The organism is Bacillus yapensis, from assembly GCF_005280205.1.
Taxonomy (GTDB): domain Bacteria; phylum Bacillota; class Bacilli; order Bacillales; family Cytobacillaceae; genus Robertmurraya; species Robertmurraya yapensis.
This window is the reverse complement of record NZ_SUND01000003.1, coordinates 128,521-151,703: the sequence shown is the minus strand read 5'-3', so window position 1 is coordinate 151,703 and position 23,183 is coordinate 128,521. Positions and strand designations below refer to the sequence as shown.

Genomic DNA, 23,183 nt, shown 5'->3' with positions numbered 1-23,183 from the left:
AAGGAAAAGGAGGAAATCTGTCGAAATAAATCAGTTAGAGATAAGAAAAGGTGGTGTTATTATTTTTGAAATCAATTGAAGCGATAGCCGACCGCATTGTGAAAGATGCTATTCGAAATAATGCCTCAGACATCCACATTGTTCCTCGCAAAAAAGATACTCTCATCCAATTTAGAATGGGGAACAGACTGGTCCCTAGATTCCATTTTCCGAAAGAAGATTGCGACAGATTAATTTCTCATTTCAAATTTACTGCATCCATGGATATCGGAGAAAAAAGACGTCCTCAAAGCGGAGCCTTTTCCATTCAATATAAAGGCTTTGACGTTGGACTTCGTTTATCTACTTTGCCGGCAAACCAAAAAGAAAGCCTCGTCATCCGTATCCTCCCTCAGCAAGAGCAAATTCCTTTTTATAAAATCTCCCTTTTCCCTGAGATTACGACAAAATTATTAGCGCTCCTTAATCATGCCCACGGATTAGTGATCCTTACAGGTCCAACTGGATCTGGGAAATCCACGACTTTATATTCCTTACTAAACGAAGTTTCCCATATTTTTGACCGAAATGTCATTACCCTTGAAGATCCAATTGAGAAGGAGCAAGAATCCATTTTGCAGGTACAGGTAAATGAAAAAGCAGGGGTGACATATGCCACAGGCTTAAAAGCAATTTTACGGCATGACCCAGACATTATTATGGTCGGCGAAATACGCGATAGCGAAACGGCAAAGATAGCTGTGCGTGCTTCTTTAACAGGGCATCTCGTTTTAAGCACCATGCATACTCGGGACGCAAAGGGAGCGATTTACCGCTTATTGGAGTTTGGAGTCAATAAATTAGAAGTGGAACAAACGCTTGTGGCGGTTGCTGCGCAAAGATTAGTGGAATTAGAATGTCCTTTTTGCGAAGGCATCTGCCCACCTTATTGCTTTACCAATCATCGCTTAAAAAGAGCTAGTGTATTTGAGTTATTAACGGGCAGAGCATTAACAAGTGTTATGCATAATGAAGAGGCATATCCGTATAAGACGTTAAAGGATGTTATCAAGAAAGGCATCGCATTAGGCTACATTAAGGAATCCGAATATGAGCGATGGGTTTATGAAGATGAAAAGACGTAAATGGTCGTTAAAGGAGCAAGCTGATTTTCTTAAGAAAACGGGTGAGCTATTAGCAAGAGGTTATCCCCTTGCTGACGCAATTCAATCGTTATCCTATCAAATGAAAAAAGCACATCAAGAGGAAGTTACTCAATTTTTGAGTGATTTAAAGGAAGGTCACCCATTACACAAAATTTTATTGGATTTGCGGTTTCATAAAACATTGGTCGGCTTTGTGTACTTTGCTGAACAGCATGGCTCTTTATCAGACGCTTTTCGTGATGGTAGTGCGATGATGCTACGAAGAAATTCCGATACGGAAAAATTGAAAAAACTCCTCGTTTATCCTGTTGTTTTGATCTTCATGACGTTTTTCTTGTTTTTGTTTGTGGAAAAAATTCTCCTGCCTCAATATACATCCCTGTTTCAATCGATGAATTTGAAACCTAATCTATTTATGAAGGTAGTTTATTTTACAGGAGATATTTTTCCTCTCATTGTGTGTGTCACTTTACTTACTCTATTTCTATCCCTCAATTATTACTTCTTTAAGTTTAAAAAGTTTTCTCCTATTAAACAGAAGACGCTTCTATCCTCGACTCCGTTCTTAGGTTCGTTCTATCGCCTTTTTACAACCCATTATTTTTCCATTCAACTTAGCTATTTATTAGGCGGGGGCTTGTCGATTTTAGAGTCTCTGAAGTTATTTGAGGAACATGATAAGCATTCATTTGATCGCCAGTTAGGGAAAGAAATGCAGGAGCAGCTTTCAACTGGTAATTCATTCGAAGATATTTTAAAGCGGTATAAGTTTTTTGAAGAGGAATTATCCTTTATCGTCAAGCATGGGCAAGAAAACGGCAAGCTTGAACAGGAGCTTCTCTTCTATAGTAAGTACTGCATGTCCACACTCGAGCTAAAGACCGATAAATGCTTTAAAATTATCCAACCCATATTGTATTCCTTTATTGGAATCATCATCGTATCGATGTATTTAGCGATATTGCTACCAATGTTTCAATTATTAGATGGATTTTAGAAAGGGGCTATTAAAGTGAAAAATAAAAGAAGTACGACACTATTGCAATGGCTGAAACAAAATAAAGAATCTGGATTCACCCTAATCGAAATGCTGATTGTCCTTCTCGTTATTTCTGTGCTGCTTATTATTACGATACCGAATGTGACGAAGAACAACTCGACGATAAACACCAAAGGGTGTGAGGCTTTCGTTCGAATGGTAGAGGCGCAGGTACAGGCATTTGAAATGGATCAAAATAGGCTGCCATCGAATATTGATGAGCTTAAAGAGGAGAAGTATTTAACGCAAACCTCTTGTCCAAATGGAGAAAAGGTCACGATTGGAGCAGATGGAAGTGTTATTCCGCCGGCTGAAGAAACCGCTGTTGCACAATAATAATCACGGTTTTACCCTCCTTGAATCCTTGTTTGTCTTAAGTATTTTCCTCCTGATCATGTCTCTTTCAGTCCTCTTGTTACGACCTCACAATCAACAGCTCGAAGAACAGCTCTTTTTTTCTCAATTGAAGTCGGATCTCTTGTATGCCCAGCAATATGTACTAACGAATCAGAAGTATGTAAATGTCAATTTTATTAGTTCCGATCATTATTACTATGTTTCAAAGCAAAATGGGGAGACATTGCTGAGAAGAGAGTACTCTAACAAGATTACCGTTTCAGAAGGTTCACAAAAGCTACACTTCCGCTTTCATTCCAATGGAAGCATTAGCAGTATTGGCTCGATTTTTATTTATATTGGGGAAGAAAAATTTCAAATGACCTTTCAATTAGGAAGGGGAAGGTTTTATGTTAAGGAATTGTAGAGGTTTTTTCTTGGTAGAACTTCTTCTTTCATTATCCATTTGGATGGTTATGACGGTTAGTCTTCTTCCTCTCTATATACATGTCAGTAAGCAGTCACTAGATATTCAGCAGGAGGTACAGGCAACACATATAGTTTACGAAGTTCTTCAAAGTTATGTAATAGAGGGTGCAGCTGAAGACAAATCAATAACAAGAGAGAAATTTGTATTTGCAGTTACTTGGGAGAAAGAAAGTGATGGGGAGCCAAAAAGGGTGTGTGTGAATTATGAAGATGCCTTTCAACGAGCGCAAGAAAAGTGCGAAAGGGTTAAATGACCATGGTTTTACCATGCTTGAAATGTTGTTTGCTTTCTCAATTTTTTGTGTTATTTCGACGTTTTTGCCAATCATATTTCAAATTATCTTTAATTCTCATTCCGTTGAGTCGAGGATACAGAATATGGAGTGGGAGCTTTTTGTGAATCTATTGAAAAAAGAAGTTCAGGCGGGTGAGAGTGTTGAGGTTGTGAATGGTCAGTTGAGAATAATAAATGGGGAGGACGTGAGCACCTATCAAAAGTATCAAAACATACTTCGTAAACAAGTAAATGGAACAGGCCATGAGGTTGTTTTACAGAATGTACAATCTGTGTCTTTTGCTAGAAATGCTCAATCGGTCACGATTGTAGTGGAGACGAGCTTTAATCAGATAAAAGAGGCTACTATTTTTTCCTTCATTACAAAGGGGGAATGAGTATGAATGAAAAAGGTTTTATGTTTCCAGTTACCCTCTGTATTTTGCTTCTGTTTACGATCTTTCTATCTGTCCAATTTAATCAATACGTTATCGAGAAAAGATCTCTTATTGAAATTGAGAACTTTGAAAGAAATCAATATTACTTTTTGCAATCCTTGCAGCAAGTAGAAAAACAATTGCAGGAAGGTAGTTCTGAAACATCGGGAAGCTTTACTTATGAAAAAGGTTTGGTGACTTATAGTATCACTTCTGGGGGAGCTAATCTTCTGCAAATTACCCTACGGTCTAAGTTTGATACTACTGAAGAGGCAATGGGGATTGGTTATTATAATAGAGATTTGAAAAAACTAACGAAGTGGTTGGAGAAGAACTAGGATTAGAAAGTACGTATCAGGATATACTGCATACTGAAAGAGACCATTATCAGAAGGCAGGTATATCTAATGAAAACGAATGACTATGTTAAGTATTTAACACAGACTGTTGTGAAATATATCGATCAGCCAAAGGATGTTCGTGTGAAAATGAAGCAGGAACGAAAAGAGGAAAAGGCGAGCTTTTTGTTTCGTTGGTTTGGAATACTTCCATATATTTTTATGGGAACTCTAAAAAGGAAAGGTAAGTAGAGGGCAATAGACTTACCTTTCAAACAGCTTTTTCAGTTAAATAAAAAAGTCCGCCATTGACAATTGTTATCTTTACTTTGGGTTCGTATTGCTCTTGGAGGGCTTTTTTTTCGTTCTCGTAACTTTCTCCTTTTTCCTCTGCTTCCTCGTAAAAATGCTCTAGCAATTGAAGGTCTTTTTGCCAACGCTCCCTAGCTTCCATTGCCCAATTGTGGTCCTCAACCTCGATTTCATTCCGCAGCAGATTTTCGATCCTCATTACGCCACTCTTAGGCATGATGAGGGGAGACAAGGTAAATGAATAATCAGGTATTTTGGGTGTGAGCTGAAGTTCAAGGAGCCTTTCGTGAAAGTTTTCAACGACCTGGCCATTGATCAGCTGCAGACCGATTGATTTAAAAACATCACGTTTACGGTCACATTGATAGGAGATTTTTAAGTTCATTCCGAGCCAAGGTCTTAAGGAAACTTGTTGTCCGTAACTAAGCGATTGTTTTTCATATAAGCGAATGTAACCAGCCAAATTTTTGGTCGATTCAAAGATTTGGTGAAGGCGTGGTGAACCGAAATGAATGACCTCTCCTTTTATTTCTTCAGGAGCGGCATTTTGATCGGTGATAAAAGTTAATTTCATTGGATTAGGAATGCCACCGGTTTTCTCTAAATAATGCCAGTAAAAAGGTCTATTCATTAATTCTTTATCGAGCTCAATCGTCAGCTGTACGGTCATATAGCCCTTTTCGTTTTCAACAATCTCACATCCGTTTGCTTGAAAGTAGTTTTCAAGAAATTGATGAATTTCCTGCTGCTGCACTAGATTCACTCTCCTTAATTTCTTCAGCTAGTTGGATCATGGAGTTTAAGTTGTCCATTTTAATTCTCATTTCACCTTCAGAAGTGGAATGTCCGAATATATCGACTAGATAGTCTTCGAAATTACCAAACTCAAGCTTTGTGAGAATATCGTCTAGGTCGCCAATGACTTTTTCAAACAAGGCGATTTTTTCATGAAGAAGCTTGAGTACATGCTCTTCCACTGTATCCTTAGTGGCGAAGTTATAAATGTGAACGTCTTGCTCTTGTCCAAGTCGGTGGACTCGACCAATCCTTTGTTCGAGACGCATTGGATTCCAAGGTAAATCAAAATTGATAATATGGTGGCAAAATTGAAGATTAATTCCTTCCCCGCCTGCTTCAGTCGCAATTAACACTTGGGCATGCTTTTGGAAAAGCTCTCTCATCCAATCCTTCTTTCCACGTTTGAACCCACCACGAAAAGGAACAGACGTTATCCCATTCTGTTTTAAAAACCACTGTAGGTATAGCTGTGTTGCTCTGTATTCGGTAAAAATAATCACTTTATCATCTATTTTTTTAATCAATTCGAGCGCTTTTTCTGCTTTAGAATTCATTTGGACAGCTTGAACTTTTTCAATGAGACTTTCGATTTGTGCCTGGAAATAAGGGCTGGGATCTTCCTTCTTATTCAGCATGTTCTTTAATGTAACGAATACAGCTTCACGACTACTACAAGCTTCGCGCTGGAGGGTCATGACAGAAAATGCGCTTGTCGCCATCCAATTGTCTTCGCTACGTAACTCAGAGACCGCATCATACAGAGCTTTCTCTCCAGCTGAAAATTGAATCGGGATGGTTTCAACATGCCGCTCCGTCCACTCGATGCCCGTATCAGCACGACGGTTTCTGATCATAACTTTATTAACGAGCTCTTTTAAATGCTGGTCGTCATTTAAGGAACGAGAATCCCTCTTGTATTTTTCGTAAAAGACCGTTTCATTGCCTAGGTGGCCAGGCTTTAAGAGAGAAACAAGATTAAAGATTTCACTAATCCGATTTTGAATGGGTGTGGCTGTTAACAATAAACAAAACTTCTTTTTTAAGCTTTGGACAAATTCATAGTTTTTTGTTTTATTATTTTTGAGTTTATGTGCTTCATCAATAATGATGAGATCATAATCCAGTCCAAAAATAATATCCCGATGAGGATTACGCTTAGCCGTGTCAATAGATGACACGACCACATCGCATTGCTCCCACACATAGCTCTTTTTTTGGGCGACAGCAGGAATATAAAACTTGCTTGTAAGTTCACTCGCCCATTGGGAAACAAGGGAAGCGGGTACAAGAATTAGCACCTTCTTAACCAAACCACGAATCATATATTCTTTCAGAATGAGTCCAGCTTCGATTGTTTTTCCAAGTCCAACCTCATCTGCTAAAATTGCTTTCCCATTCATATTTTCTATTACTTGCTTAGCCACTTCGATTTGATGAGGAAGCGGTGTTAAGTTCGGTAAATGCTTGGGAGCTTGTAATCCCTCAAAGTCTTCAATGACAGTATGCTTTTCGACCTCGATGGCAAGCTTATAAAGATCCCAATTTCCCCAAGGTCCATCATCCTCAATTTTTTGAAAGAATCCATCTAGCCATGAGGAATCAAACTCGATGTCTACCGCCATAAAAACAGCTCCTTTTTGTGAAAAATAAGCGACCACATCCAAATGCTCTATAAAAATGTATTGCCCTGATAATATGTAAATGGTAGGATGTATTTGAAAGTTAAAAATTTTATAATATAACATGTAAAGACGAATGAAATGATTAGTGTGTTTTAAAAACAATCGTTATAGTACGAATGAAATGAAACTTAATGTTAAATTTTATTCGTATTTTAAGCAAGGGGTTTGACAAATATATTTACTGTATAGGTTAGTATGACCAATTTGGTAAATTTTATGAATCGCGGATGAGAACAAGGGGAGAGACTACATTTTGTAGCGCCGAAGGAGCAAGCAAGAAATTGTGAATCTCTCAGGCAAAAGTACACTTGTTTGACGCAGCTCTGGAGAGTGCTTCTTTATGGAAGCCACCAAAGGGGAAAGCCTAAGTTATGGAGGTGAGCAGTTGTAAGAACTGCGAGTCGAATTTAGCTAGGTAAACTTTCAGGTGCCAGGACAGAGACCTTCCTTTTTTTGAAAAGGGGGTACTCTGTCCTTTTTGTTTTTCTAAGAAATGAAAATCTTCGCTATTTAGCGGATTAGATATTCAAATAATCTGGAGGAAGGGGAACATGAAATGTCGCAATTAAAGCGCACGCCACTATTTGATATTTACAAAAATTATGGGGGAAAAACCATTGACTTTGGTGGCTGGGACCTCCCAGTTCAGTTTTCAAGTATTAAGGAGGAGCATGAGGCAGTTCGTACAAAAGCAGGTCTATTTGATGTTTCTCATATGGGAGAAATTGAAGTAAAAGGACCTAACAGCCTTCCCTATCTTCAGAAAATGATGACAAATGATATCTCTAAAGTAAGTACAGGTGGCGCTCAATATACAGCCATGTGTTACGAAAATGGAGGAACAGTAGAGGATTTACTCGTCTACAAACGTGCTGATGAAGACTACCTTTTAGTCGTCAATGCAGCAAATATTGAAAAAGATTATGCATGGCTTGAAAAGCACCTTGAAGATGGTGTAACCATTCATAATATTTCTGGAAATGTAGCTCAGCTTGCTTTACAAGGTCCTCTTGCAGAAGCGGTTTTACAAAAGTTAACAGCCACTGAGCTTGATAAAATTGGATCTTTTAAGTTTCAAAAGGACATAGAAGTTGCTGGTAAAAATTCACTTGTTTCGAGAACTGGATATACAGGTGAAGATGGTTTTGAAATTTACTGTGCTAGTGAAGATGCCGTTCATATTTGGAACAGTATTTTAGAGACAGGAAAAGAAGAAGGTGTTCTTCCTTGTGGATTAGGCGCTCGTGACACCTTGCGCTTTGAAGCAACTCTAGCCTTATATGGACAAGAACTATCTCCGGAGATTTCTCCTTTAGAAGCGGGCATTGGTTTTGCTGTTAAGCTGAATAAAGAGGCAAATTTCATCGGGAAAGAAGCATTAGTCAAGCAAAAAGAGAATGGTGTTCCACGAAAATTAGTAGGTATTGAAATGATTGAACGCGGAATTCCACGTCATGGTTATGCTGTTTACAGCGGTGACGAGCAAATTGGTGAAGTAACCACTGGTACACTGTCACCTACTTTAAAGACTAATATCGGTCTTGCGTTACTCGATCAAGCCTATAGCACATTGGAAACTGAAGTAGAAGTAGAGATTCGAGGTAAGAAAGTAAAAGCGAAAATAATTCCTACCCCATTTTATAAAAGAGCGAAGTAAGAGAGGAGAATCAACAATGAAACATCGATACTTACCGATGACAGAAGCAGACCAAAAAGCGATGTTAGATACGATTGGCGTATCTACTGTACAAGAGCTATTCAACGATATTCCAGAAAGTGTTCAATTTAAAGGTGAATACAAGATTAAAGCAGCAAAATCGGAAACAGCTTTATTGAAGGAATTAACACGTTTAGCTGGTAAAAATGCTGATTTGAGAGCAAATACTTCATTCCTTGGGGCTGGAGTTTATGACCACTATATGCCTGTAATTGTTGATCATGTTCTATCTCGTTCAGAATTTTATACAGCTTATACGCCTTATCAGCCAGAAATTTCACAAGGGGAGCTTCAGGCGATTTTTGAATTTCAAACGATGATCTGTGAGCTAACTGGTATGGATGTAGCAAACTCTTCCATGTATGATGGCGGTACTGCTCTTGCTGAAGCTGCAATGCTAAGTACTGGTCAAACGAAGAAGAAGAGAGTGTTGATTTCAAGTGCAGTTCATCCGGAATCAAAGGAAGTAGTGAAAACATATGCGAAGGGTCAATACATTGAAGTTGTAGAAATCCCTCAGCAAGATGGCGTAACAGACTTGGCTGCTCTTCAAAATATGATGGATGATTCAATTGCAGCAGTAATTGTTCAATATCCAAACTTTTTTGGAAGAGTGGAACCGTTAAAAGAATTAGAGGAAATCATTCATAGTCAAAAAGCGATGTTCGTTGTATCAAGCAATCCACTTTCCCTTGGAGCTTTAACACCTCCAGGAAAATTCGGAGCGGATATTGTTGTCGGTGACGCACAACCATTTGGGATTCCAACAGCGTTCGGTGGTCCACACTGTGGTTATTTTGCAGTAACAGAGAAATTAATGCGTAAGGTTCCAGGTCGTTTAGTTGGGCAAACAACAGATGACCAAGGCAGAAGAGGATTTGTTCTTACCCTTCAAGCGCGTGAACAGCATATTCGTCGAGATAAAGCGACTTCTAACATTTGTTCTAACCAGGCTTTGAATGCATTAGCTGCTTCCGTAGCAATGACAGCCCTTGGTAAAAAGGGTGTCAAAGAGATGGCTTTGCAAAATATTCAAAGAGCTCACTATTCGAAAAAAGTGCTTAAGGAAAAAGGTTTAGAGCTTGTATTTGAAGGACCATCTTTCAACGAGTTTGTCATTAAATTAGCAAAGCCTGTAAAGGAAGTTAACCAAGCTCTTTTACAAAAAGGAATTATTGGCGGGTATGATTTAGGTCGAGATTATCCAGAGCTTTCTCATCATATGTTGGTTGCCGTAACAGAATTAAGAACCAAAGAAGAAATTGACACATTTGCACAAGAATTGGGGGATTATCATGCATAAAGAAGATCAAGCGCTGATTTTTGAACTAAGCACACCTGGCAGAATCGGCTATAGCCTCCCTGAAATGGATATTCCAGAAGTAGACGTGAAAGAGCTGTTTCCTGAAGGCTATTTACGAGAAGAAGAGGCTGAATTACCGGAAGTAGCAGAGCTCGATATTATGCGTCACTATACAGCCCTTTCAAAACGTAATCATGGGGTTGATTCTGGGTTTTATCCATTAGGTTCTTGCACAATGAAATACAATCCGAAGATTAATGAGAATGTTGCTCGTTTTAATGGGTTTGCTCATATTCACCCATTGCAGGATGAAAGCTCAGTACAGGGTGCGTTAGAGTTGATGTACGATCTGCAGGAGCATTTAATTGAAATTACAGGTATGGATGAAGTGACATTGCAGCCAGCAGCAGGAGCTCACGGAGAATGGACGGGTTTGATGATGATCCGTGCTTACCATGAAGCAAACGGGGATGCAAAGAGAACGAAGGTTATCGTTCCTGACTCTGCTCATGGAACAAACCCTGCTTCTGCAACAGTTGCAGGCTTTGAAACCATCACGGTAAAATCTAACGAGCAAGGTCTTGTAGATTTAGAGGATTTAAGAAATGTTGTAGGTGAGGATACTGCGGCATTAATGCTCACCAATCCGAACACACTTGGATTATTTGAAGAAAATATTTTAGAAATGGCAGAAATTGTCCATAGTGCGGGCGGAAAGCTGTATTATGACGGAGCAAATTTAAATGCCGTTCTTTCAAAAGCAAGACCTGGAGATATGGGCTTTGACGTTGTGCATTTAAATCTTCATAAGACCTTTACAGGCCCCCACGGTGGCGGTGGACCAGGTTCAGGTCCAGTCGGTGTGAAGGCAGATTTAATTCCATTTTTACCAAAACCAATTGTGACGAAAAAAGGCGAAGAGTACGTACTTGATTATGACCGTCCACAATCAATTGGTCGTGTGAAGCCTTATTATGGAAACTTCGGTATCAATGTCCGCGCTTATACGTATATTCGCACAATGGGTCCAGATGGATTAAAAGCCGTGACGGAAAATGCAGTACTGAATGCGAACTATATGATGAGAAGATTAGCGGAGTATTTTGATCTTCCATTTGATAAGCATTGTAAGCATGAATTTGTGTTAAGTGGAAAGCGTCAAAAGAAGCTTGGAGTTAGAACACTTGATATTGCAAAACGTCTATTAGACTTTGGTTATCATCCACCAACTATCTACTTCCCATTAAATGTGGAAGAGTGTATTATGATTGAGCCAACTGAAACAGAATCTAAGGAAACACTCGATGCGTTTATCGATGCGATGATTCAAATTGCGAAGGAAGCAGAAGAGAATCCGGAAATCGTTCAAGAGGCACCACACACAACTGTTGTTGGTCGACTTGATGAAACAACAGCGGCCAGAAAGCCAATTTTGCGATATAAGAAGAATTAATAATTTGAAGGATAGATGAACAGGACTTCTCCTGAAGCATCTATCCTTTTTATATTTTTGATTAGCTTTCAAATCAAAGGATTGGCTCCTGAAATTCAATGTCCTTTATCTTCACATACTTCATATATACAAGATAATTGACACCACTTTTTTTACTATTCTTTTGAGGTATACGCATGAACTCTGCAAAACCCAGTTTTTCATAAAGCTTGATAGCATTTGTGTTAGTATCTGCTACCTCTAAAACATATTCGTCATATGAAGTTGATTCTATTATCGATTTTAGCAGTTCAGTTGCCACTCCCATTCCCCTATAATTTACCGACGTTGCAACAAACTCTATAGCACTCATATTTTCAGAGATTTGAAAAGGATATTGTTTATTTTCAAATTCATTTTTAAGAATCATATAAGCAATACTTCCTGTGAATAAACCAAGATGCCTTCTAAATTCACTATATTTCAATCTTACTGAAGGTATATTGTTAGTGGTGCAGGCTGCAAGAGCAGCTATACTGTCGTCAACTACAACTATATAAAAGACGTCCCTATTAAAAATATGGGCAAATGTCTTGTAGAGTTTAGCTTTATCCTTTGAAAAATATTTCAGCCACTGATAAAAGCCGTCGACAAAAATTGTGCTCATCCCATTTCTTATATTTCTTTCTGCTTCATAAGCACGAATAATATTCATTTGTAATCCCCCTATTCTTTTAGTTATTTCAAGGCTTACTCTCGATACAATTACAAAACTTATGTAAGTGCCTCGTATTTATGCATAAAAAAAGTACACCACTTCAATAAAAGTGATGTACGAACAATTTTTATTTCTTTGATTTAATTTTTCCTGACCATTTCTTGAATCCGCCGTTTAGCTGCGATAGGTCTTTGTAGCCCTTACGATATAAGCTCTGAGCAGCTCGTCCACTGCGTAAACCATTTTGACAATATAGATAAACAGGCTTATCTGGACGAATTTCTTTCATTCTGATTTTAAATTGGGAAAGAGGAATGTTTCTTGCTCCCAAAATATGTCCTGCATCGAATTCATTCGGCTCGCGAACATCGATTAATTGAGCCTTTCGATATCCAGCACGGAATTCTTCTTCAGTTAATGTCTTAACGATTTTTCTTTGATATAGCCACATGATTAGGCTGTATAAAAGAAAGGCAACTACTACTATTAGTAAAATATAAAGTGAATTCATGTCCGTTTCTCCTTCCAAAAAGCTTACGCCACATAATATTATATAGGGATTTCCGCATGTTAGTAAAGGATAATCAAAAAGTTCTAGATTTTCTTTTTTATGTATCTAGTATCTGTTCAAACATATCAGTTGAGTTATTATGATCTTATAACTTCAAATGCTTTAGTTGTTGTATAAATAGATAGAGGCATTAGAACAATCAACGTGATGAAAATGACTATGATATCTGTGATGACGGTAATTGGTATAAACGTGGTATAGATAAATTTAAGAATTTGAAAATATATGACGAAAAATATTATCGCCATGAAATAAAATATGACTCTTTTCATCATGATTCTTCCCTCCGAAAAGAAAGCTTCTTCAAAAACACTATATATTGATTATAGTTCAAATCAACTATAAGGAATAGTTGATTTGGAAAAACCTCTTTCTTTAATTTTAGAGCGGCATTTGTTATGCTATTATTCAGTGTCCGGCTAATGGCATGAATTTTATGGACAAAAGAGGGTTACATATGGAGAAGGAAATTTGGGGTTTTATTGATTCGGGAGACCAGTCTCCGTCATTCAATATGGCTTTGGATGAAGCCTTGCTTGATTGGCATAGTGCTGGGAAAATTCCACCGGTTATTCGTTTTTATGGTTGGAATCCAGCGACATTATCGATCGGTTATTTTCAAAAAGTCGAAAAAGAAATAAATATGGAAGCCGTTAAGGAGCATGGACTTGGATTTGTTCGCCGTCCAACTGGCGGAAGAGGTGTTCTTCATGATCAGGAGCTTACCTATAGTGTCATTGTTTCTGAAGAGCATCCTGAAATGCCTAAAACGGTGACGGAAGCCTACCGTGTTATTTCGGAAGGAATCTTGAAGGGGTTTCATCAGTTAGGTTTAGAGGCTTACTTTGCAGTTCCGAAAACAGCGGAGGAAAGAGAGTCGTTAAAGAATCCTCGTTCTGCTGTCTGCTTTGATGCTCCAAGCTGGTATGAACTAGTTGTTGAGGGAAGAAAAGTGGCAGGAAGTGCGCAAACTCGACAAAAGGGAGTTATTCTTCAACATGGTTCGATTTTACTTGATCTAGATGAAGATAAGTTATTTAGTTTATTTAACTACTCAAATGATAGAGTCAAAGAAAGAATGAAGAAAGCTTTTAAAAGTAAAGCTGTAGCCATGAATGATATAAGTCCTAGAAAAATTTCTTTAGACGAAGCAAAAGTTGCCTTTAAAAAAGGATTTGAGGATGGACTCAATATTGAATTAAAACCATTTGAGTTGTCAGAAGAACAAATGGAATATGTTCTTCAATTAGCGAAAGATAGATATGAAAGCGATGAGTGGAACTACAAAAGATAAACGATGAGGGTCGTTTCAAGGTCAGAGATTTTGAAACGACATTGTCGTTTTTTTCTTTTTTGAGCTAGATAAGAGGATATGAATATCGATATGGAACTTTCGTACCATGACTATTAAAGTGCAAGTAGCGAAATTTGCTAAAATTTATCATTTTTTGCTGAAAACTCGTCACAATCTCCATTTTTCTCCGTTTTATAGTTTTTTTTACGTTTGACAAAATTTTATTTTTTTGCTCGCGACACAATATGTAGTATGTGTGAAAATATTTAAGATACTATATATTGATTTCGTGGAGTCAAAGTGATACATTAAGAGTAATTTATTGGACAGCTAGATTTGAGCATATGTTTTCTATTATTTTTTCAATAGATTTAAAGAAGTACATTTAAAGGAGTTGTGTGTATGTCTGTTGCGTTAGGACAAAAATTGAATATTGATGTGGAGCGCTTGAACAAGGATATCCGTTTGTTTCCTCAAGTTCATCCAATCACCCCAGATATGAAAATCACTCACAAGGGTGTTTCACGGTTGGTTATGTTGGACCGATACACGTTTAAGGACACTGAGAAACTTACTCTAACTAATGGTGATTTTGTTGTTCTTACCATTAAAGAAGATCCGAAGTTCCCTGCTAGAGGGCTAGGACAAATTCTCCAAATTGATTGGGAAGAGAAAAGAGCTCAAGTTCTTGTTGATGAAGAATTTCGCGGAGTATTGGACGATCCTGAAGAGTCGAGCACAGGAGTTATTAATCGTTCATTAGATGTTATTGAAAAGCCACTTGAATTGTTTTATGAGCAAATTGCGAAACGCAACGCAACAGGCCTAGCGTCAGTTGAAACAACTGAGGAAAAAAGACAAGAATGGTTTGAAAAATTCTATCATGAGCTCGTAAGTATGAATTTTGTACCAGCGGGAAGGGTTCTGTATGGAGCTGGTGCTGATACAGATGTTACCTATTTTAACTGTTATGTAATGCCTTTCGTTCAAGACTCTCGTGAAGGAATTTCTGAGCACCGCAAGCAGGTCATGGAAATCATGAGTCGCGGTGGCGGGGTTGGAACAAACGGTTCGACATTAAGACCACGTAATGCCCTTGCAAGAGGGGTAAACGGAAAATCATCTGGTTCAGTTTCATGGTTAGATGATATTGCGAAGCTTACACATTTGGTTGAGCAAGGTGGGAGTAGACGCGGTGCACAGATGATCATGCTGGCTGATTGGCATCCAGACATCATTGAGTTTATTATTTCTAAAATGCAAAATCCAAAAATTCTTCGTTTCTTAATTGAAACAACAAATGATGAAACGATTAAAAGATATGCAAAAGATAAATTGAAATTTACTCCACTTACAGAGCAAGAAAAAGCAATGTATCAAGGAATCTTGAATTACCGAAGCATTCCTGGACAAGGTGGATTCAGCGAAGGCATTATGGCTGAAGCAGAAGAAAAACTTACAACTGGTGGAAATTACTCAGTTCATAATTCAGAGTTCTTAACAGGTGCAAATATTTCTGTATGCTTAACTAAAGAATTTATGGAAGCTGTTGAGAATGATGCAGAATATGAACTTCGTTTCCCAGATGTTGAAGGATATAATCCTCAAGAAATGAAGACTTATAACGAAGAATGGCATAATGTTGGAGACGTTCGCGAATGGGAAAAGATGGGCAACAAAGTTCGTGTTTATCGTAAAATTAAAGCGAAGGAACTTTGGAATCTAATCAATATTTGCGCAACATACTCAGCAGAGCCAGGTATCTTCTTTATCGACAATGCCAACGACATGACAAATGCAAAAGCATACGGTCAAAAGGTTGTAGCAACAAATCCATGTGGTAGAGTAGCTTAGTTTGCCTCATGTAAAAAACTGCGGAATGAAGCGGGAACCCTGAGATGGGAATCCGAACCGAAGGCCGATTGTAAAAGATTGGCCAGGGGCAACGCATAGCGAGTGAACCTGTGAAGACAGAATATAATCTCGCCACGAGGCCGCAGCACTTTTGTAAAAAAGTGAAAAGATATGCTGAACTACCTCTTCGTTCCAAAGGAGTGAAGACGTGCTCTGAAAGCATGCTGAAATCAAAGGGTAGAACTAAAGGATAAAAAGCCTTTAGGATAACAAAATGGAACAGCCTCTCGCACCATTCTCAGTTTGTAACCTTGCAGCGGTTAACCTAGCTGAAATGGCAGATAAAGAAAACAAAACAGTGAACTTTGAAAAATTAAAACAAACAGTAGAAGTTGGAGTACGTATGCAAGATAACGTTATTAATGCAACTCCATACTTCCTTGAAGAGAATAAAAAGCAAGCACTAGGTGAGCGTCGTGTTGGTCTAGGTGTTATGGGATTACACGATTTACTCATCTATTGTGAAACAGAGTACGGTTCTGAAAAAGGAAATGAATTAGTCGATAAGGTGTTTGAGACGATTGCAACAACTTCTTACCGAACTTCTGTTGAATTAGCGAAAGAAAAGGGAAGTTTCCCATTCTTAGTTGGTGAGACTGAAGAAGGCACAAATCGTCTACGTAAGGCATTCACTGAAACAGGCTTTATGAAAAAAATGCCTGAGGACATTCGTGAATCGATTTTAGAACACGGTATTCGTAACTCGCACTTACTAACTGTTGCTCCGACGGGTAAACAAGTTGCCCCCTACATTTGTAAAAATGTAGCGTAAACTTAGCTGTATGCGGGGAACTCTGGCGTATCTTTTGCTACCTAGCTTTGCCAGCTAACAAAAGGTAAAAATGCAAAAGTGTTGGTTTTTAAATAACCTACCAGACAATCCGCAGGGAAGTCGTGGCTGACCCCTCAACGACTACATGCTGAGCAACCACTAAATAAGTAACTCGTGGTTGATGATATAGTCTGACCCATATGGCGACATATGGAGTGGGTACTGATAATCCCACCCTCTATTCAATAATAGAGAGTAACAAATGTGAGCACCGGAACAATGGTTGGGGTATCAACTGGACTTGAGCCTTACTTCTCCTTCTCTTACTTCAGAAGTGGACGTTTAGGGAAGTTTATCGAAGTAAAAGCTGATATCGTGCAAGAATACTTAGAACAGCATCCAGAAGCAGACGAAAACAACCTTCCTAATTGGTTTGTCACTGCGATGGAGCTTGCTCCTGAGGCACATGCTGATGTTCAATGTGTAATCCAACGTTGGATTGACAGCTCAATCAGTAAAACGGTTAATGCGCCGAAAGGGTACAGTGTTGAGCAAGTAGAAAAAGTATACGAGAGATTATACCGTGGTGGTGCAAAAGGCGGTACAGTCTACGTAGACGGTTCTCGTGATGCACAAGTATTAACCTTAACAGCAGATGAAAATAGCTTTGAGGAAACTCCACAAAAATCAGAGGCACCAAAGCAGCATGTTGTACTCGTAGACACGATTAGTGAAATACGTTCAACAAATGTGACATTTGGCTCTGAAGTAGGAAATACTTGCCCTGTTTGTCGCAAAGGAAAAGTAGAAGAACTCGGCGGTTGTAATACATGTACAAACTGTAACACGCAATTAAAATGCGGTTTATAAAAAAGAAACTTAGAAATTAATATAACAAAAAACCACAAAGAATATTATGTACTCTTTGTGGTTTTTACTTTATTATGCGTTCGCATCGTATTATGAAACAACCTCAAATTTCAAGGTGTTTCGATTTACTACGATATATTCACCTGTTGATTTATTCATTACTTGAGACACTGCCTTGGTATGTGTTATCTCAAACCAATCATTCTGTATATCTACCAATAATTTTACTTCAACATCATCTTCCCCATATTTTAAACCACTATAATATAATTTCGTCATCGTCGTCATTCCTTTTTTGCTGATTAATACACTTCAACTCTTCCTTAATAATTAATCATTTATCATCTATATGCTATTACATCTCTTTATTGTATTTGAAACGATAATAAGTGCTGTATACAACGATAAACAGATAGGCAAAAACCAATAGTAATAGCACGATTAAATCTATACCCATCAAGGAAAATCCTAAAATTAAGGCTCCAAACACAAAAAACATCATGTCATATGCTTTCGCCTTTGCCAGATTAGCGATTGCCAAATTGCGCTCATCCTTTTTGTCAATCTCTAGCTGTTTTGCTGCGGCAGGATCTTTCTTCATAGCCTGTCGCACGATTATTTCTCCTATACCGTGGCCGAAAATAACACAGCCAAGCCCAAAAGAAATATAAGGCAACACTCGCAGCATACCTTGTGGATCTTCCATTGTTTTGATGAAATATACACCACTAACTAGTAGTCCTACGCCAATAACGGTAAGAAAATATAACGAAGTTGTTTTTTTCATACATTGTTCTCCTCCTCATAAATAAAGATTTCTTCTATACTCATACCGAAAAAACGAGCAATCTTGAACGCTAAAAGGATCGATGGGTTATAACGCCCGTTTTCTAGCGAACCGATTGTTTGTCTTGACACTTCAAGAGCCTTTGCTAATTCTTCTTGCTTAATTCCGCGCTTCTTACGGATTTCTTCTAAACGGTTGTTCATGCGTTCGTCCTCCTTATGGAAAGTGAACTTTCCATAAGAGGAGCATATCATGCAATATCAACAATGTAAAGTGTACTTTCCATTTGGGTGAAGCTTTTTAATTCCAAGGGATGATACTTAGAAAATCTATCGAGATTGAACTAATCTTAATCCCAAAAAATAGTGATATCCTTGAATAAAAAATCGAAATAATAGACAATAAAATACAAGTTCTAAATTATACGATGTTAATCAAGATTCTGCTGCTAACTTATCTCTAGCAAAAATTTTGCAGCTTAGAGTTTTAATGACCAAATACCCAAATGCAACTTGATGTAGGAGTGTAATAGATGAAAAATATATCGATTTTAATTGCAGATGATGAGGAGGAGATTGCTGAACTGGTTGCAATTCATCTAGAAAAAGAAGGTTACAATGTCCTTAAAGTACATAACGGGGAAGATGCCCTGCAAGTGATCCAGACTCGATCTATTGATTTACTCATTTTGGATATTATGATGCCGAAAATGGATGGATATGAAGTGACCCGTCAGATTCGTGAACATCATAATATGCCGATCATTTTTTTGAGTGCGAAAACTTCTGATTTCGATAAGGTACATGGCCTAGTGATTGGAGCAGATGATTATATAACGAAACCATTTACCCCCATTGAATTAGTCGCACGTGTGAATGCTCAATTACGGCGATTTATGAAGTTTAATCAACCCAAAGTAGATGATAATATAGCAAACTTAGAATTCGGTGAAATCGTGATTTCTCCTGATCAACGTACAGTTTCCATTCATGGTGAAACAGTGGAGCTAACGCCGAAAGAGTTTGATATTTTGTATTTACTAGCCAGTCATCCAAAGAAAGTTTATAGTGTAGAAAATATTTTTCAAAAAGTGTGGGGTGATGCATATTTCGAAGGTGGGAATACGGTCATGGTGCATATTCGAACCCTAAGGAAAAAACTGGGGGAAGATAAGAGAAAAAACAAGTTAATCAAAACGGTTTGGGGAGTGGGGTATACATTCAATGGCTAAATTTATAAGCAGTTTCCGCTCCAAATTAATCGGATTATTTGGTTTAAGTATGCTTTTGGCTGGTATTGTAACTTACTTACTCTTTAAAGGCCTACAGCTTTATTATCATACGAGAGTTCTTCATGGTGAACCGTTGGCCCAACTTCGTCAATTCATAGAAAGTATTGGAGACTTTAACTTCTTTTTTATCCTATTTATCTCAATTGCTTTCTTGTTTTTCTATTTACTGACTAAGCCCTATTCTACCTATTTCAATGAAATATCAAACGGAATTCATTATCTCGCGGGTGGTAACTTCAAACATCGGGTTGATATTCAATCAAATGATGAATTTGGAGTTATTGCACAAGCAATAAATTTAGCAAGTGAAAAATTAGAAGAAGCCATACAAAGAGGAGATTTTTCCGAAAACAGTAAAGAACAGTTAGTCGTCAATTTGGCTCATGATTTGCGTACTCCTCTCACTTCTGTTTTAGGTTATTTAGATTTAATCCTCAAGGATGAGAAGTTGACGAAAGAACAGGTCAGACATTTCTTAACGATTGCTTTTACGAAATCTCAGCGATTAGAACGACTGATTGATGAATTATTCGAAATAACGCGAATGAACTATGGCATGTTGCCAGTAGAGAAAAAGCAAATTGATTTATCTGATCTTCTGAATCAATTAAAGGAAGAATTATATCCTATTTTCGAAAAAAATCACTTGAAAGCCCGAATGAATATTCCTCCTCATTTACCTATATTGGGTGACGGAGAGTTGTTAGCTCGTGTATTTGAAAACCTTTTAACTAATGCGAATCGTTATGGATATGATGGTCAGTTTGTAGATATTAACGGGTCTGTAGATGCGGGAGAAGTGGTAGTGCAGATTGTTAATTATGGAGATAGTATTCCTCCAGAGGAACTTCCATACCTTTTTGATATGTTTTATACCGGTGACAAAGCGCGAACTCATCGAGAAGATAGCACAGGTCTTGGTTTATTCATTGCCAAGAATATTGTGGAGCAACATAATGGAACGATTACGGCTGAAAGTAGTTTGATACGTACTGTTTTTGAAGTTCGTTTACCGCAGGAAAGTGCTACAAGTGACCAAAATTAAAAATTTCATAAAGGATTTAAGAAAAATTTAAACTTTACCCTACTCTTTTTTTAAAAAGTTTTTCCTATTCTAGTATCTATCAGAATAAGGAGGAGCTTGAAATGAAGAAGTGGGGATTTTTATTGTTCTTAGTTTTGTGTCTGAGTTTTGTATTTGTGGGTAAAGAATCGTCTAATCAAGATAAAGTAGAGGTTCAAAAAAATGAAAAAAATAACAATGTTCAAATAGAGAAAAGTGGAATCTCCGAAGGTTTCAGAACGATTGAGATTACAAAAGAACAAATCTATCAAGGGGAGTTACTATTGGTTAATAATGAATATCCGGTTCACCAAAATAGCATAAAATCAGATATTGTCAATTTATTTACGCATCATGAATTGACACAGGGGTACGTGGTGCTGGATAGCGAAATAGAATTGTCAGAGGATGTTGCGCATAAATTTTCCGAGATGATAGCTGCTGCCGGAAAAGAAGGGGTGAACCATTTTGCGATTAATAGTGGATTTCGAGACTTTGATGAGCAAAGTGTCCTTTACCAGGAAATGGGGTCTGACTATGCCTTGCCTGCAGGTTATAGTGAACACAATTTGGGTCTATCACTTGATGTGGGATCAACTCAAATGAAAATGGAGGCAGCACCTGAAGGAAAGTGGCTCGAAAATAACGCTTGGAAATACGGCTTTATTTTACGGTATCCAAAGGATAAAACTGAAGTTACTGGTATTCAATATGAACCTTGGCATATCCGTTATGTTGGTTTGCCTCACAGCATGATTATGAAGGAAAAGAATTTTGCTTTAGAAGAATATTTGGATTTCCTAAAAGAACAAAAGTCCATAACAACTACTATAAACGGTGAAAAATATGAAATCTCTTATTACCCTGTATCCAAAGATATAACCATTCAGGTACCTTCCAATCTTCGTTACGAGATTTCAGGTGACAATATGGATGGTGTAATTGTGACAGTGTTTCCCGAATCAGCAGATACTAACTTCAAGGAGGGAAGGAATAGGGAATGAAATTAATGAAAAGATTTATTGTACTAGGACTATTTATCTTTTATATGTACGGAATTGTTAGAATCATACTATTTAAGTTCCGCTGGAGAGATATGGACTTTCTCATGCATCAACTTCAGAGGAATTTTGAAAACCCTGATATTCTCATAGACCATTTACAAAGAGGAAATTTTATCCCGTTTAAAACAATATTTATTTATACTGAGAATCTATCGGGGTGGCATGTTCTAAGTAATTTGGTGGGGAATATCGTAGCTTTCATCCCATTTGGAATTTTTCTTGTGTTATTGTCTAAAAAGAGAGGCATTTCATTCAAAGGTGCATTAGCTCTAACCTTGAGTTTAAGTTTATGCTTGGAAAGCTTACAGGTTGTCTTTACTATCGGAAGTTTCGATGTCGATGATCTAATACTAAACACCGCTGGGGGACTGCTTGGCTATTGTGCGATCCAGTTTTATGACAAGGTTTATAGGCTAAAAGAAGCTCAGAAGTTATTCCAGAATTGAGCACTTTGTTGAAGATATCAGCAAGAAAGTGATCAATCTTTTCTATAAAGCTACAAATATATTTTTATTTTGTGTTTTTTGCTTGTCCCCCGTACTATTTGGACGCATTGCCGATTAAAAATGTAACAATGGCAATTTGTAATTTACTCCAGCGCCTGGCCATTACAAACAAAACCACATCTAGGGAGTGGCGACGATGTACATCGACGGTGTGTTCTCTGGCGGAGGGATAAAAGGATTTGCTCTTGTAGGTGCTTACCAGGCGATCGAGGACAGGGGAATACGGTTTAAGCGAGTAGCCGGGACGAGTGCGGGTTCGATTGTAGCCGCCTTGATTGCAGTAAACTATTCGAGTCGAGAAATCTACACTCTTATTGATGAATTAACCCTTGAAGATTTACTTGATCAACGAAAAACAATTCTCCCTATATCTGTCACGAAATGGTTACTCCTCTACTGGCGCATGGGTCTTTATAAAGGACATAAATTAGAAGAGTGGGTTGCTTCGAAATTAGCAATGCGTGGGATTCAAACCTTTGGAGACTTACCTCCGCAAACTTTAAGAGTAATTGCTTCAGACTTAACGAATGGTCGTTTAGTTGTTCTTCCAGATGACCTTCCGAACTATGGGATCGATCCGAGTAAATTTCCCATATCAAAAGCGATAAGAATGAGCTGTAGTCTTCCTTATTTTTTTGAACCTGTCAAAATAAAAAACGAAAGAACCTCGAGTGTGATTGTAGATGGAGGGGTATTAAGCAATTTTCCAATGTGGTTATTTGATAAGGAGAATGTCAAAAAAGTTCGTCCAGTACTGGGTATAAAGCTCAGTTCACAAGCAAATGAACATCATAAAAAACAAATCAATAATGCCATCAATCTATTTGAAGCGATTTTTGACACCATGAAAGATGCCCATGACTCACGCTACATCTCTCGTAAGCATGAAAAGAATATTATCTTCATTCCAGTTGAGGGAGTGTTAACAACAGATTTCCAACTATCGGCTGACGAGAAGCAGGAATTATTTGATTTGGGATATGCTAGAGCAAAAAAGTTTTTAGAAAAATGGACCTATTAAAAGGTTGCTT

24 protein-coding genes, 3 pseudogenes and 1 riboswitch are annotated in these 23,183 nt (G+C 37.9%); of the genes and pseudogenes, 20 read left to right on the top strand and 7 right to left on the bottom strand.

The genetic code is table 11. The annotated features are described in order from the left end of the window. Positions 1 to 65: 65 nt before the first annotated feature. The 8 genes from comGA (at position 66) to FAR12_RS05065 (ending at position 4,310) form a co-directional block, all read left to right on the top strand. Positions 66 to 1,124 (top strand): competence type IV pilus ATPase ComGA, encoded by a 1,059-nt coding sequence (comGA, locus tag FAR12_RS05100; RefSeq protein ID WP_126407012.1) that lies wholly within the window; start codon positions 66 to 68, stop codon positions 1,122 to 1,124. After that, positions 1,090 to 2,142, top strand: a complete 1,053-nt coding sequence (gene comGB, locus FAR12_RS05095) for a competence type IV pilus assembly protein ComGB (protein ID WP_246010294.1) — start codon at positions 1,090 to 1,092, stop codon at positions 2,140 to 2,142. Before comGA ends, comGB begins: the two co-directional genes overlap by 35 nt. A gap of 42 nt (positions 2,143 to 2,184) precedes the next feature. Further along, positions 2,185 to 2,520: a competence type IV pilus major pilin ComGC gene (comGC, locus tag FAR12_RS05090; protein ID WP_126407422.1), complete on the top strand. Its 336-nt coding sequence runs from the start codon at positions 2,185 to 2,187 to the stop codon at positions 2,518 to 2,520. After that, positions 2,474 to 2,947 (top strand): competence type IV pilus minor pilin ComGD, encoded by a 474-nt coding sequence (comGD, locus tag FAR12_RS05085; protein WP_126407420.1) that lies wholly within the window; start codon positions 2,474 to 2,476, stop codon positions 2,945 to 2,947. The genes comGC and comGD overlap by 47 nt, the downstream gene beginning before the upstream one ends. Next, positions 2,931 to 3,263 carry a competence type IV pilus minor pilin ComGE gene (gene comGE, locus FAR12_RS05080; protein WP_126407008.1) on the top strand — a complete coding sequence of 111 codons (333 nt, stop codon included), beginning with the start codon at positions 2,931 to 2,933 and terminating at the stop codon, positions 3,261 to 3,263. The genes comGD and comGE overlap by 17 nt, the downstream gene beginning before the upstream one ends. Next, positions 3,214 to 3,681, top strand: coding sequence for a competence type IV pilus minor pilin ComGF (comGF, locus tag FAR12_RS23315; protein WP_126407006.1), 468 nt, complete (start codon positions 3,214 to 3,216; stop codon positions 3,679 to 3,681). The genes comGE and comGF overlap by 50 nt, the downstream gene beginning before the upstream one ends. Before the next feature lie 2 nt (positions 3,682 to 3,683). Then, positions 3,684 to 4,058 carry a competence type IV pilus minor pilin ComGG gene (gene comGG / locus FAR12_RS05070; protein ID WP_170972106.1) on the top strand — a complete coding sequence of 125 codons (375 nt, stop codon included), beginning with the start codon at positions 3,684 to 3,686 and terminating at the stop codon, positions 4,056 to 4,058. 69 nt (positions 4,059 to 4,127) lie between these two features. Continuing rightward, a complete protein-coding gene (locus tag FAR12_RS05065; protein WP_126407002.1) occupies positions 4,128 to 4,310 on the top strand; it encodes a YqzE family protein in 183 nt (60 codons plus the stop codon). A gap of 19 nt (positions 4,311 to 4,329) precedes the next feature. On the opposite strand, the gene FAR12_RS05060 is transcribed toward FAR12_RS05065, so the two are convergent. Both FAR12_RS05060 and FAR12_RS05055 read right to left on the bottom strand, forming a co-directional pair. Then, on the bottom strand, positions 4,330 to 5,124 hold the full coding sequence (locus FAR12_RS05060) for a YqhG family protein (protein WP_126407000.1): 795 nt from the start codon (positions 5,122 to 5,124) through the stop codon (positions 4,330 to 4,332). Then, positions 5,093 to 6,790 carry a DEAD/DEAH box helicase gene (locus FAR12_RS05055; RefSeq protein WP_126406999.1) on the bottom strand — a complete coding sequence of 566 codons (1,698 nt, stop codon included), beginning with the start codon at positions 6,788 to 6,790 and terminating at the stop codon, positions 5,093 to 5,095. The genes FAR12_RS05060 and FAR12_RS05055 overlap by 32 nt, the downstream gene beginning before the upstream one ends. Before the next feature lie 287 nt (positions 6,791 to 7,077). Next, positions 7,078 to 7,168: riboswitch (glycine riboswitch) on the top strand. 238 nt (positions 7,169 to 7,406) lie between these two features. Here FAR12_RS05055 and gcvT point away from each other — a divergent pair. Genes gcvT through gcvPB form a run of 3 tightly spaced genes read left to right on the top strand, consistent with a single transcriptional unit; the run spans position 7,407 to position 11,323 of the window. Then, positions 7,407 to 8,507, top strand: coding sequence for a glycine cleavage system aminomethyltransferase GcvT (gcvT, locus tag FAR12_RS05050; protein WP_126406997.1), 1,101 nt, complete (start codon positions 7,407 to 7,409; stop codon positions 8,505 to 8,507). A 16-nt stretch (positions 8,508 to 8,523) separates the two neighbouring features. Then, on the top strand, positions 8,524 to 9,870 hold the full coding sequence (gene gcvPA / locus FAR12_RS05045; protein ID WP_126406995.1) for an aminomethyl-transferring glycine dehydrogenase subunit GcvPA: 1,347 nt from the start codon (positions 8,524 to 8,526) through the stop codon (positions 9,868 to 9,870). Next, on the top strand, positions 9,863 to 11,323 hold the full coding sequence (gene gcvPB, locus FAR12_RS05040; RefSeq protein WP_126406993.1) for an aminomethyl-transferring glycine dehydrogenase subunit GcvPB: 1,461 nt from the start codon (positions 9,863 to 9,865) through the stop codon (positions 11,321 to 11,323). Before gcvPA ends, gcvPB begins: the two co-directional genes overlap by 8 nt. Positions 11,324 to 11,396: 73 nt before the next feature. Here the strand turns inward: gcvPB and FAR12_RS05035 are convergent, their stop codons facing one another. Next, positions 11,397 to 12,017 carry a GNAT family N-acetyltransferase gene (locus FAR12_RS05035; RefSeq protein ID WP_126406991.1) on the bottom strand — a complete coding sequence of 207 codons (621 nt, stop codon included), beginning with the start codon at positions 12,015 to 12,017 and terminating at the stop codon, positions 11,397 to 11,399. A 130-nt stretch (positions 12,018 to 12,147) separates the two neighbouring features. Further along, a complete protein-coding gene (locus tag FAR12_RS05030) occupies positions 12,148 to 12,531 on the bottom strand; it encodes a rhodanese-like domain-containing protein (protein WP_126406989.1) in 384 nt (127 codons plus the stop codon). Positions 12,532 to 13,048: 517 nt separating this feature from the next. Here FAR12_RS05030 and FAR12_RS05025 point away from each other — a divergent pair. The 4 genes and pseudogenes from FAR12_RS05025 to FAR12_RS05010 form a co-directional block, all read left to right on the top strand. Next, a complete protein-coding gene (locus FAR12_RS05025) occupies positions 13,049 to 13,885 on the top strand; it encodes a lipoate--protein ligase family protein (protein ID WP_126406987.1) in 837 nt (278 codons plus the stop codon). Positions 13,886 to 14,287: 402 nt separating this feature from the next. Then, positions 14,288 to 15,727 (top strand): annotated as a pseudogene (locus FAR12_RS05020) (vitamin B12-dependent ribonucleotide reductase); the annotation flags it as partial. A gap of 289 nt (positions 15,728 to 16,016) precedes the next feature. Further along, a pseudogene (locus FAR12_RS05015) lies at positions 16,017 to 16,532 on the top strand (vitamin B12-dependent ribonucleotide reductase); the annotation flags it as partial. Between the two features lie 306 nt (positions 16,533 to 16,838). Further along, positions 16,839 to 17,441 (top strand): annotated as a pseudogene (locus FAR12_RS05010) (hypothetical protein); the annotation flags it as partial. A gap of 90 nt (positions 17,442 to 17,531) precedes the next feature. Here FAR12_RS05010 and FAR12_RS05005 read toward each other — a convergent pair. The 3 genes from FAR12_RS05005 to FAR12_RS04995 all read right to left on the bottom strand — a co-directional run bounded on the left by FAR12_RS05005 (position 17,532) and on the right by FAR12_RS04995 (position 18,431). Further along, a complete protein-coding gene (locus FAR12_RS05005; protein ID WP_126406983.1) occupies positions 17,532 to 17,720 on the bottom strand; it encodes a hypothetical protein in 189 nt (62 codons plus the stop codon). Between the two features lie 76 nt (positions 17,721 to 17,796). Beyond that, a complete protein-coding gene (locus FAR12_RS05000; protein ID WP_126406981.1) occupies positions 17,797 to 18,228 on the bottom strand; it encodes a hypothetical protein in 432 nt (143 codons plus the stop codon). Beyond that, positions 18,225 to 18,431 (bottom strand): helix-turn-helix transcriptional regulator, encoded by a 207-nt coding sequence (locus FAR12_RS04995; RefSeq protein ID WP_126406979.1) that lies wholly within the window; start codon positions 18,429 to 18,431, stop codon positions 18,225 to 18,227. The genes FAR12_RS05000 and FAR12_RS04995 overlap by 4 nt, the downstream gene beginning before the upstream one ends. 329 nt (positions 18,432 to 18,760) lie before the next feature. Here FAR12_RS04995 and vanR point away from each other — a divergent pair, with 329 nt between their 5' ends. The 5 genes from vanR to FAR12_RS04970 all read left to right on the top strand — a co-directional run bounded on the left by vanR (position 18,761) and on the right by FAR12_RS04970 (position 23,173). Next, a complete protein-coding gene (gene vanR / locus FAR12_RS04990; protein ID WP_126406977.1) occupies positions 18,761 to 19,459 on the top strand; it encodes a vancomycin resistance response regulator transcription factor, VanR-F/VanR-M family in 699 nt (232 codons plus the stop codon). Beyond that, the gene (locus tag FAR12_RS04985; RefSeq protein WP_126406975.1) at positions 19,452 to 20,564 is read left to right on the top strand and encodes a HAMP domain-containing sensor histidine kinase; all 1,113 of its coding nucleotides are present in this window, start codon (positions 19,452 to 19,454) and stop codon (positions 20,562 to 20,564) included. The genes vanR and FAR12_RS04985 overlap by 8 nt, the downstream gene beginning before the upstream one ends. Positions 20,565 to 20,665: 101 nt before the next feature. Next, positions 20,666 to 21,586, top strand: coding sequence for a VanY-A/VanY-F/VanY-M family D-Ala-D-Ala carboxypeptidase (gene vanY / locus FAR12_RS04980; RefSeq protein ID WP_126406973.1), 921 nt, complete (start codon positions 20,666 to 20,668; stop codon positions 21,584 to 21,586). A gap of 5 nt (positions 21,587 to 21,591) precedes the next feature. Next, on the top strand, positions 21,592 to 22,092 hold the full coding sequence (locus FAR12_RS04975) for a VanZ family protein (RefSeq protein ID WP_170972105.1): 501 nt from the start codon (positions 21,592 to 21,594) through the stop codon (positions 22,090 to 22,092). 196 nt (positions 22,093 to 22,288) lie between these two features. Further along, positions 22,289 to 23,173, top strand: coding sequence for a patatin-like phospholipase family protein (locus FAR12_RS04970; RefSeq protein ID WP_126406969.1), 885 nt, complete (start codon positions 22,289 to 22,291; stop codon positions 23,171 to 23,173). Positions 23,174 to 23,183 lie beyond the last annotated feature (10 nt).

Bases quoted from the DNA above. Each gene is read 5' to 3' on its own strand.
- FAR12_RS05030 (WP_126406989.1), bottom strand. From the start codon at position 12,531: ATGAATTCACTTTATATTTTACTAATAGTAGTAGTTGCCTTTCTTTTA.
- comGB (WP_246010294.1), top strand. From the start codon at position 1,090: ATGAGCGATGGGTTTATGAAGATGAAAAGACGTAAATGGTCGTTAAAG.
- FAR12_RS05035 (WP_126406991.1), bottom strand. From the start codon at position 12,017: ATGAATATTATTCGTGCTTATGAAGCAGAAAGAAATATAAGAAATGGG.
- comGG (WP_170972106.1), top strand. From the start codon at position 3,684: ATGAATGAAAAAGGTTTTATGTTTCCAGTTACCCTCTGTATTTTGCTT.
- comGF (WP_126407006.1), top strand. From the start codon at position 3,214: ATGAAGATGCCTTTCAACGAGCGCAAGAAAAGTGCGAAAGGGTTAAAT.
- FAR12_RS05000 (WP_126406981.1), bottom strand. From the start codon at position 18,228: ATGAAAAAAACAACTTCGTTATATTTTCTTACCGTTATTGGCGTAGGA.
- FAR12_RS05025 (WP_126406987.1), top strand. From the start codon at position 13,049: ATGGAGAAGGAAATTTGGGGTTTTATTGATTCGGGAGACCAGTCTCCG.
- gcvPB (WP_126406993.1), top strand. From the start codon at position 9,863: ATGCATAAAGAAGATCAAGCGCTGATTTTTGAACTAAGCACACCTGGC.
- FAR12_RS05005 (WP_126406983.1), bottom strand. From the start codon at position 17,720: ATGACGAAATTATATTATAGTGGTTTAAAATATGGGGAAGATGATGTT.
- FAR12_RS05065 (WP_126407002.1), top strand. From the start codon at position 4,128: ATGAAAACGAATGACTATGTTAAGTATTTAACACAGACTGTTGTGAAA.
- comGD (WP_126407420.1), top strand. From the start codon at position 2,474: ATGGAAGTGTTATTCCGCCGGCTGAAGAAACCGCTGTTGCACAATAAT.
- FAR12_RS04970 (WP_126406969.1), top strand. From the start codon at position 22,289: ATGTACATCGACGGTGTGTTCTCTGGCGGAGGGATAAAAGGATTTGCT.
- FAR12_RS05055 (WP_126406999.1), bottom strand. From the start codon at position 6,790: ATGGCGGTAGACATCGAGTTTGATTCCTCATGGCTAGATGGATTCTTT.
- comGE (WP_126407008.1), top strand. From the start codon at position 2,931: ATGTTAAGGAATTGTAGAGGTTTTTTCTTGGTAGAACTTCTTCTTTCA.
- FAR12_RS04995 (WP_126406979.1), bottom strand. From the start codon at position 18,431: ATGAACAACCGTTTAGAAGAAATCCGTAAGAAGCGCGGAATTAAGCAA.
- gcvT (WP_126406997.1), top strand. From the start codon at position 7,407: ATGTCGCAATTAAAGCGCACGCCACTATTTGATATTTACAAAAATTAT.
- gcvPA (WP_126406995.1), top strand. From the start codon at position 8,524: ATGAAACATCGATACTTACCGATGACAGAAGCAGACCAAAAAGCGATG.
- FAR12_RS04975 (WP_170972105.1), top strand. From the start codon at position 21,592: ATGAAAAGATTTATTGTACTAGGACTATTTATCTTTTATATGTACGGA.
- vanY (WP_126406973.1), top strand. From the start codon at position 20,666: ATGAAGAAGTGGGGATTTTTATTGTTCTTAGTTTTGTGTCTGAGTTTT.
- vanR (WP_126406977.1), top strand. From the start codon at position 18,761: ATGAAAAATATATCGATTTTAATTGCAGATGATGAGGAGGAGATTGCT.
- FAR12_RS04985 (WP_126406975.1), top strand. From the start codon at position 19,452: ATGGCTAAATTTATAAGCAGTTTCCGCTCCAAATTAATCGGATTATTT.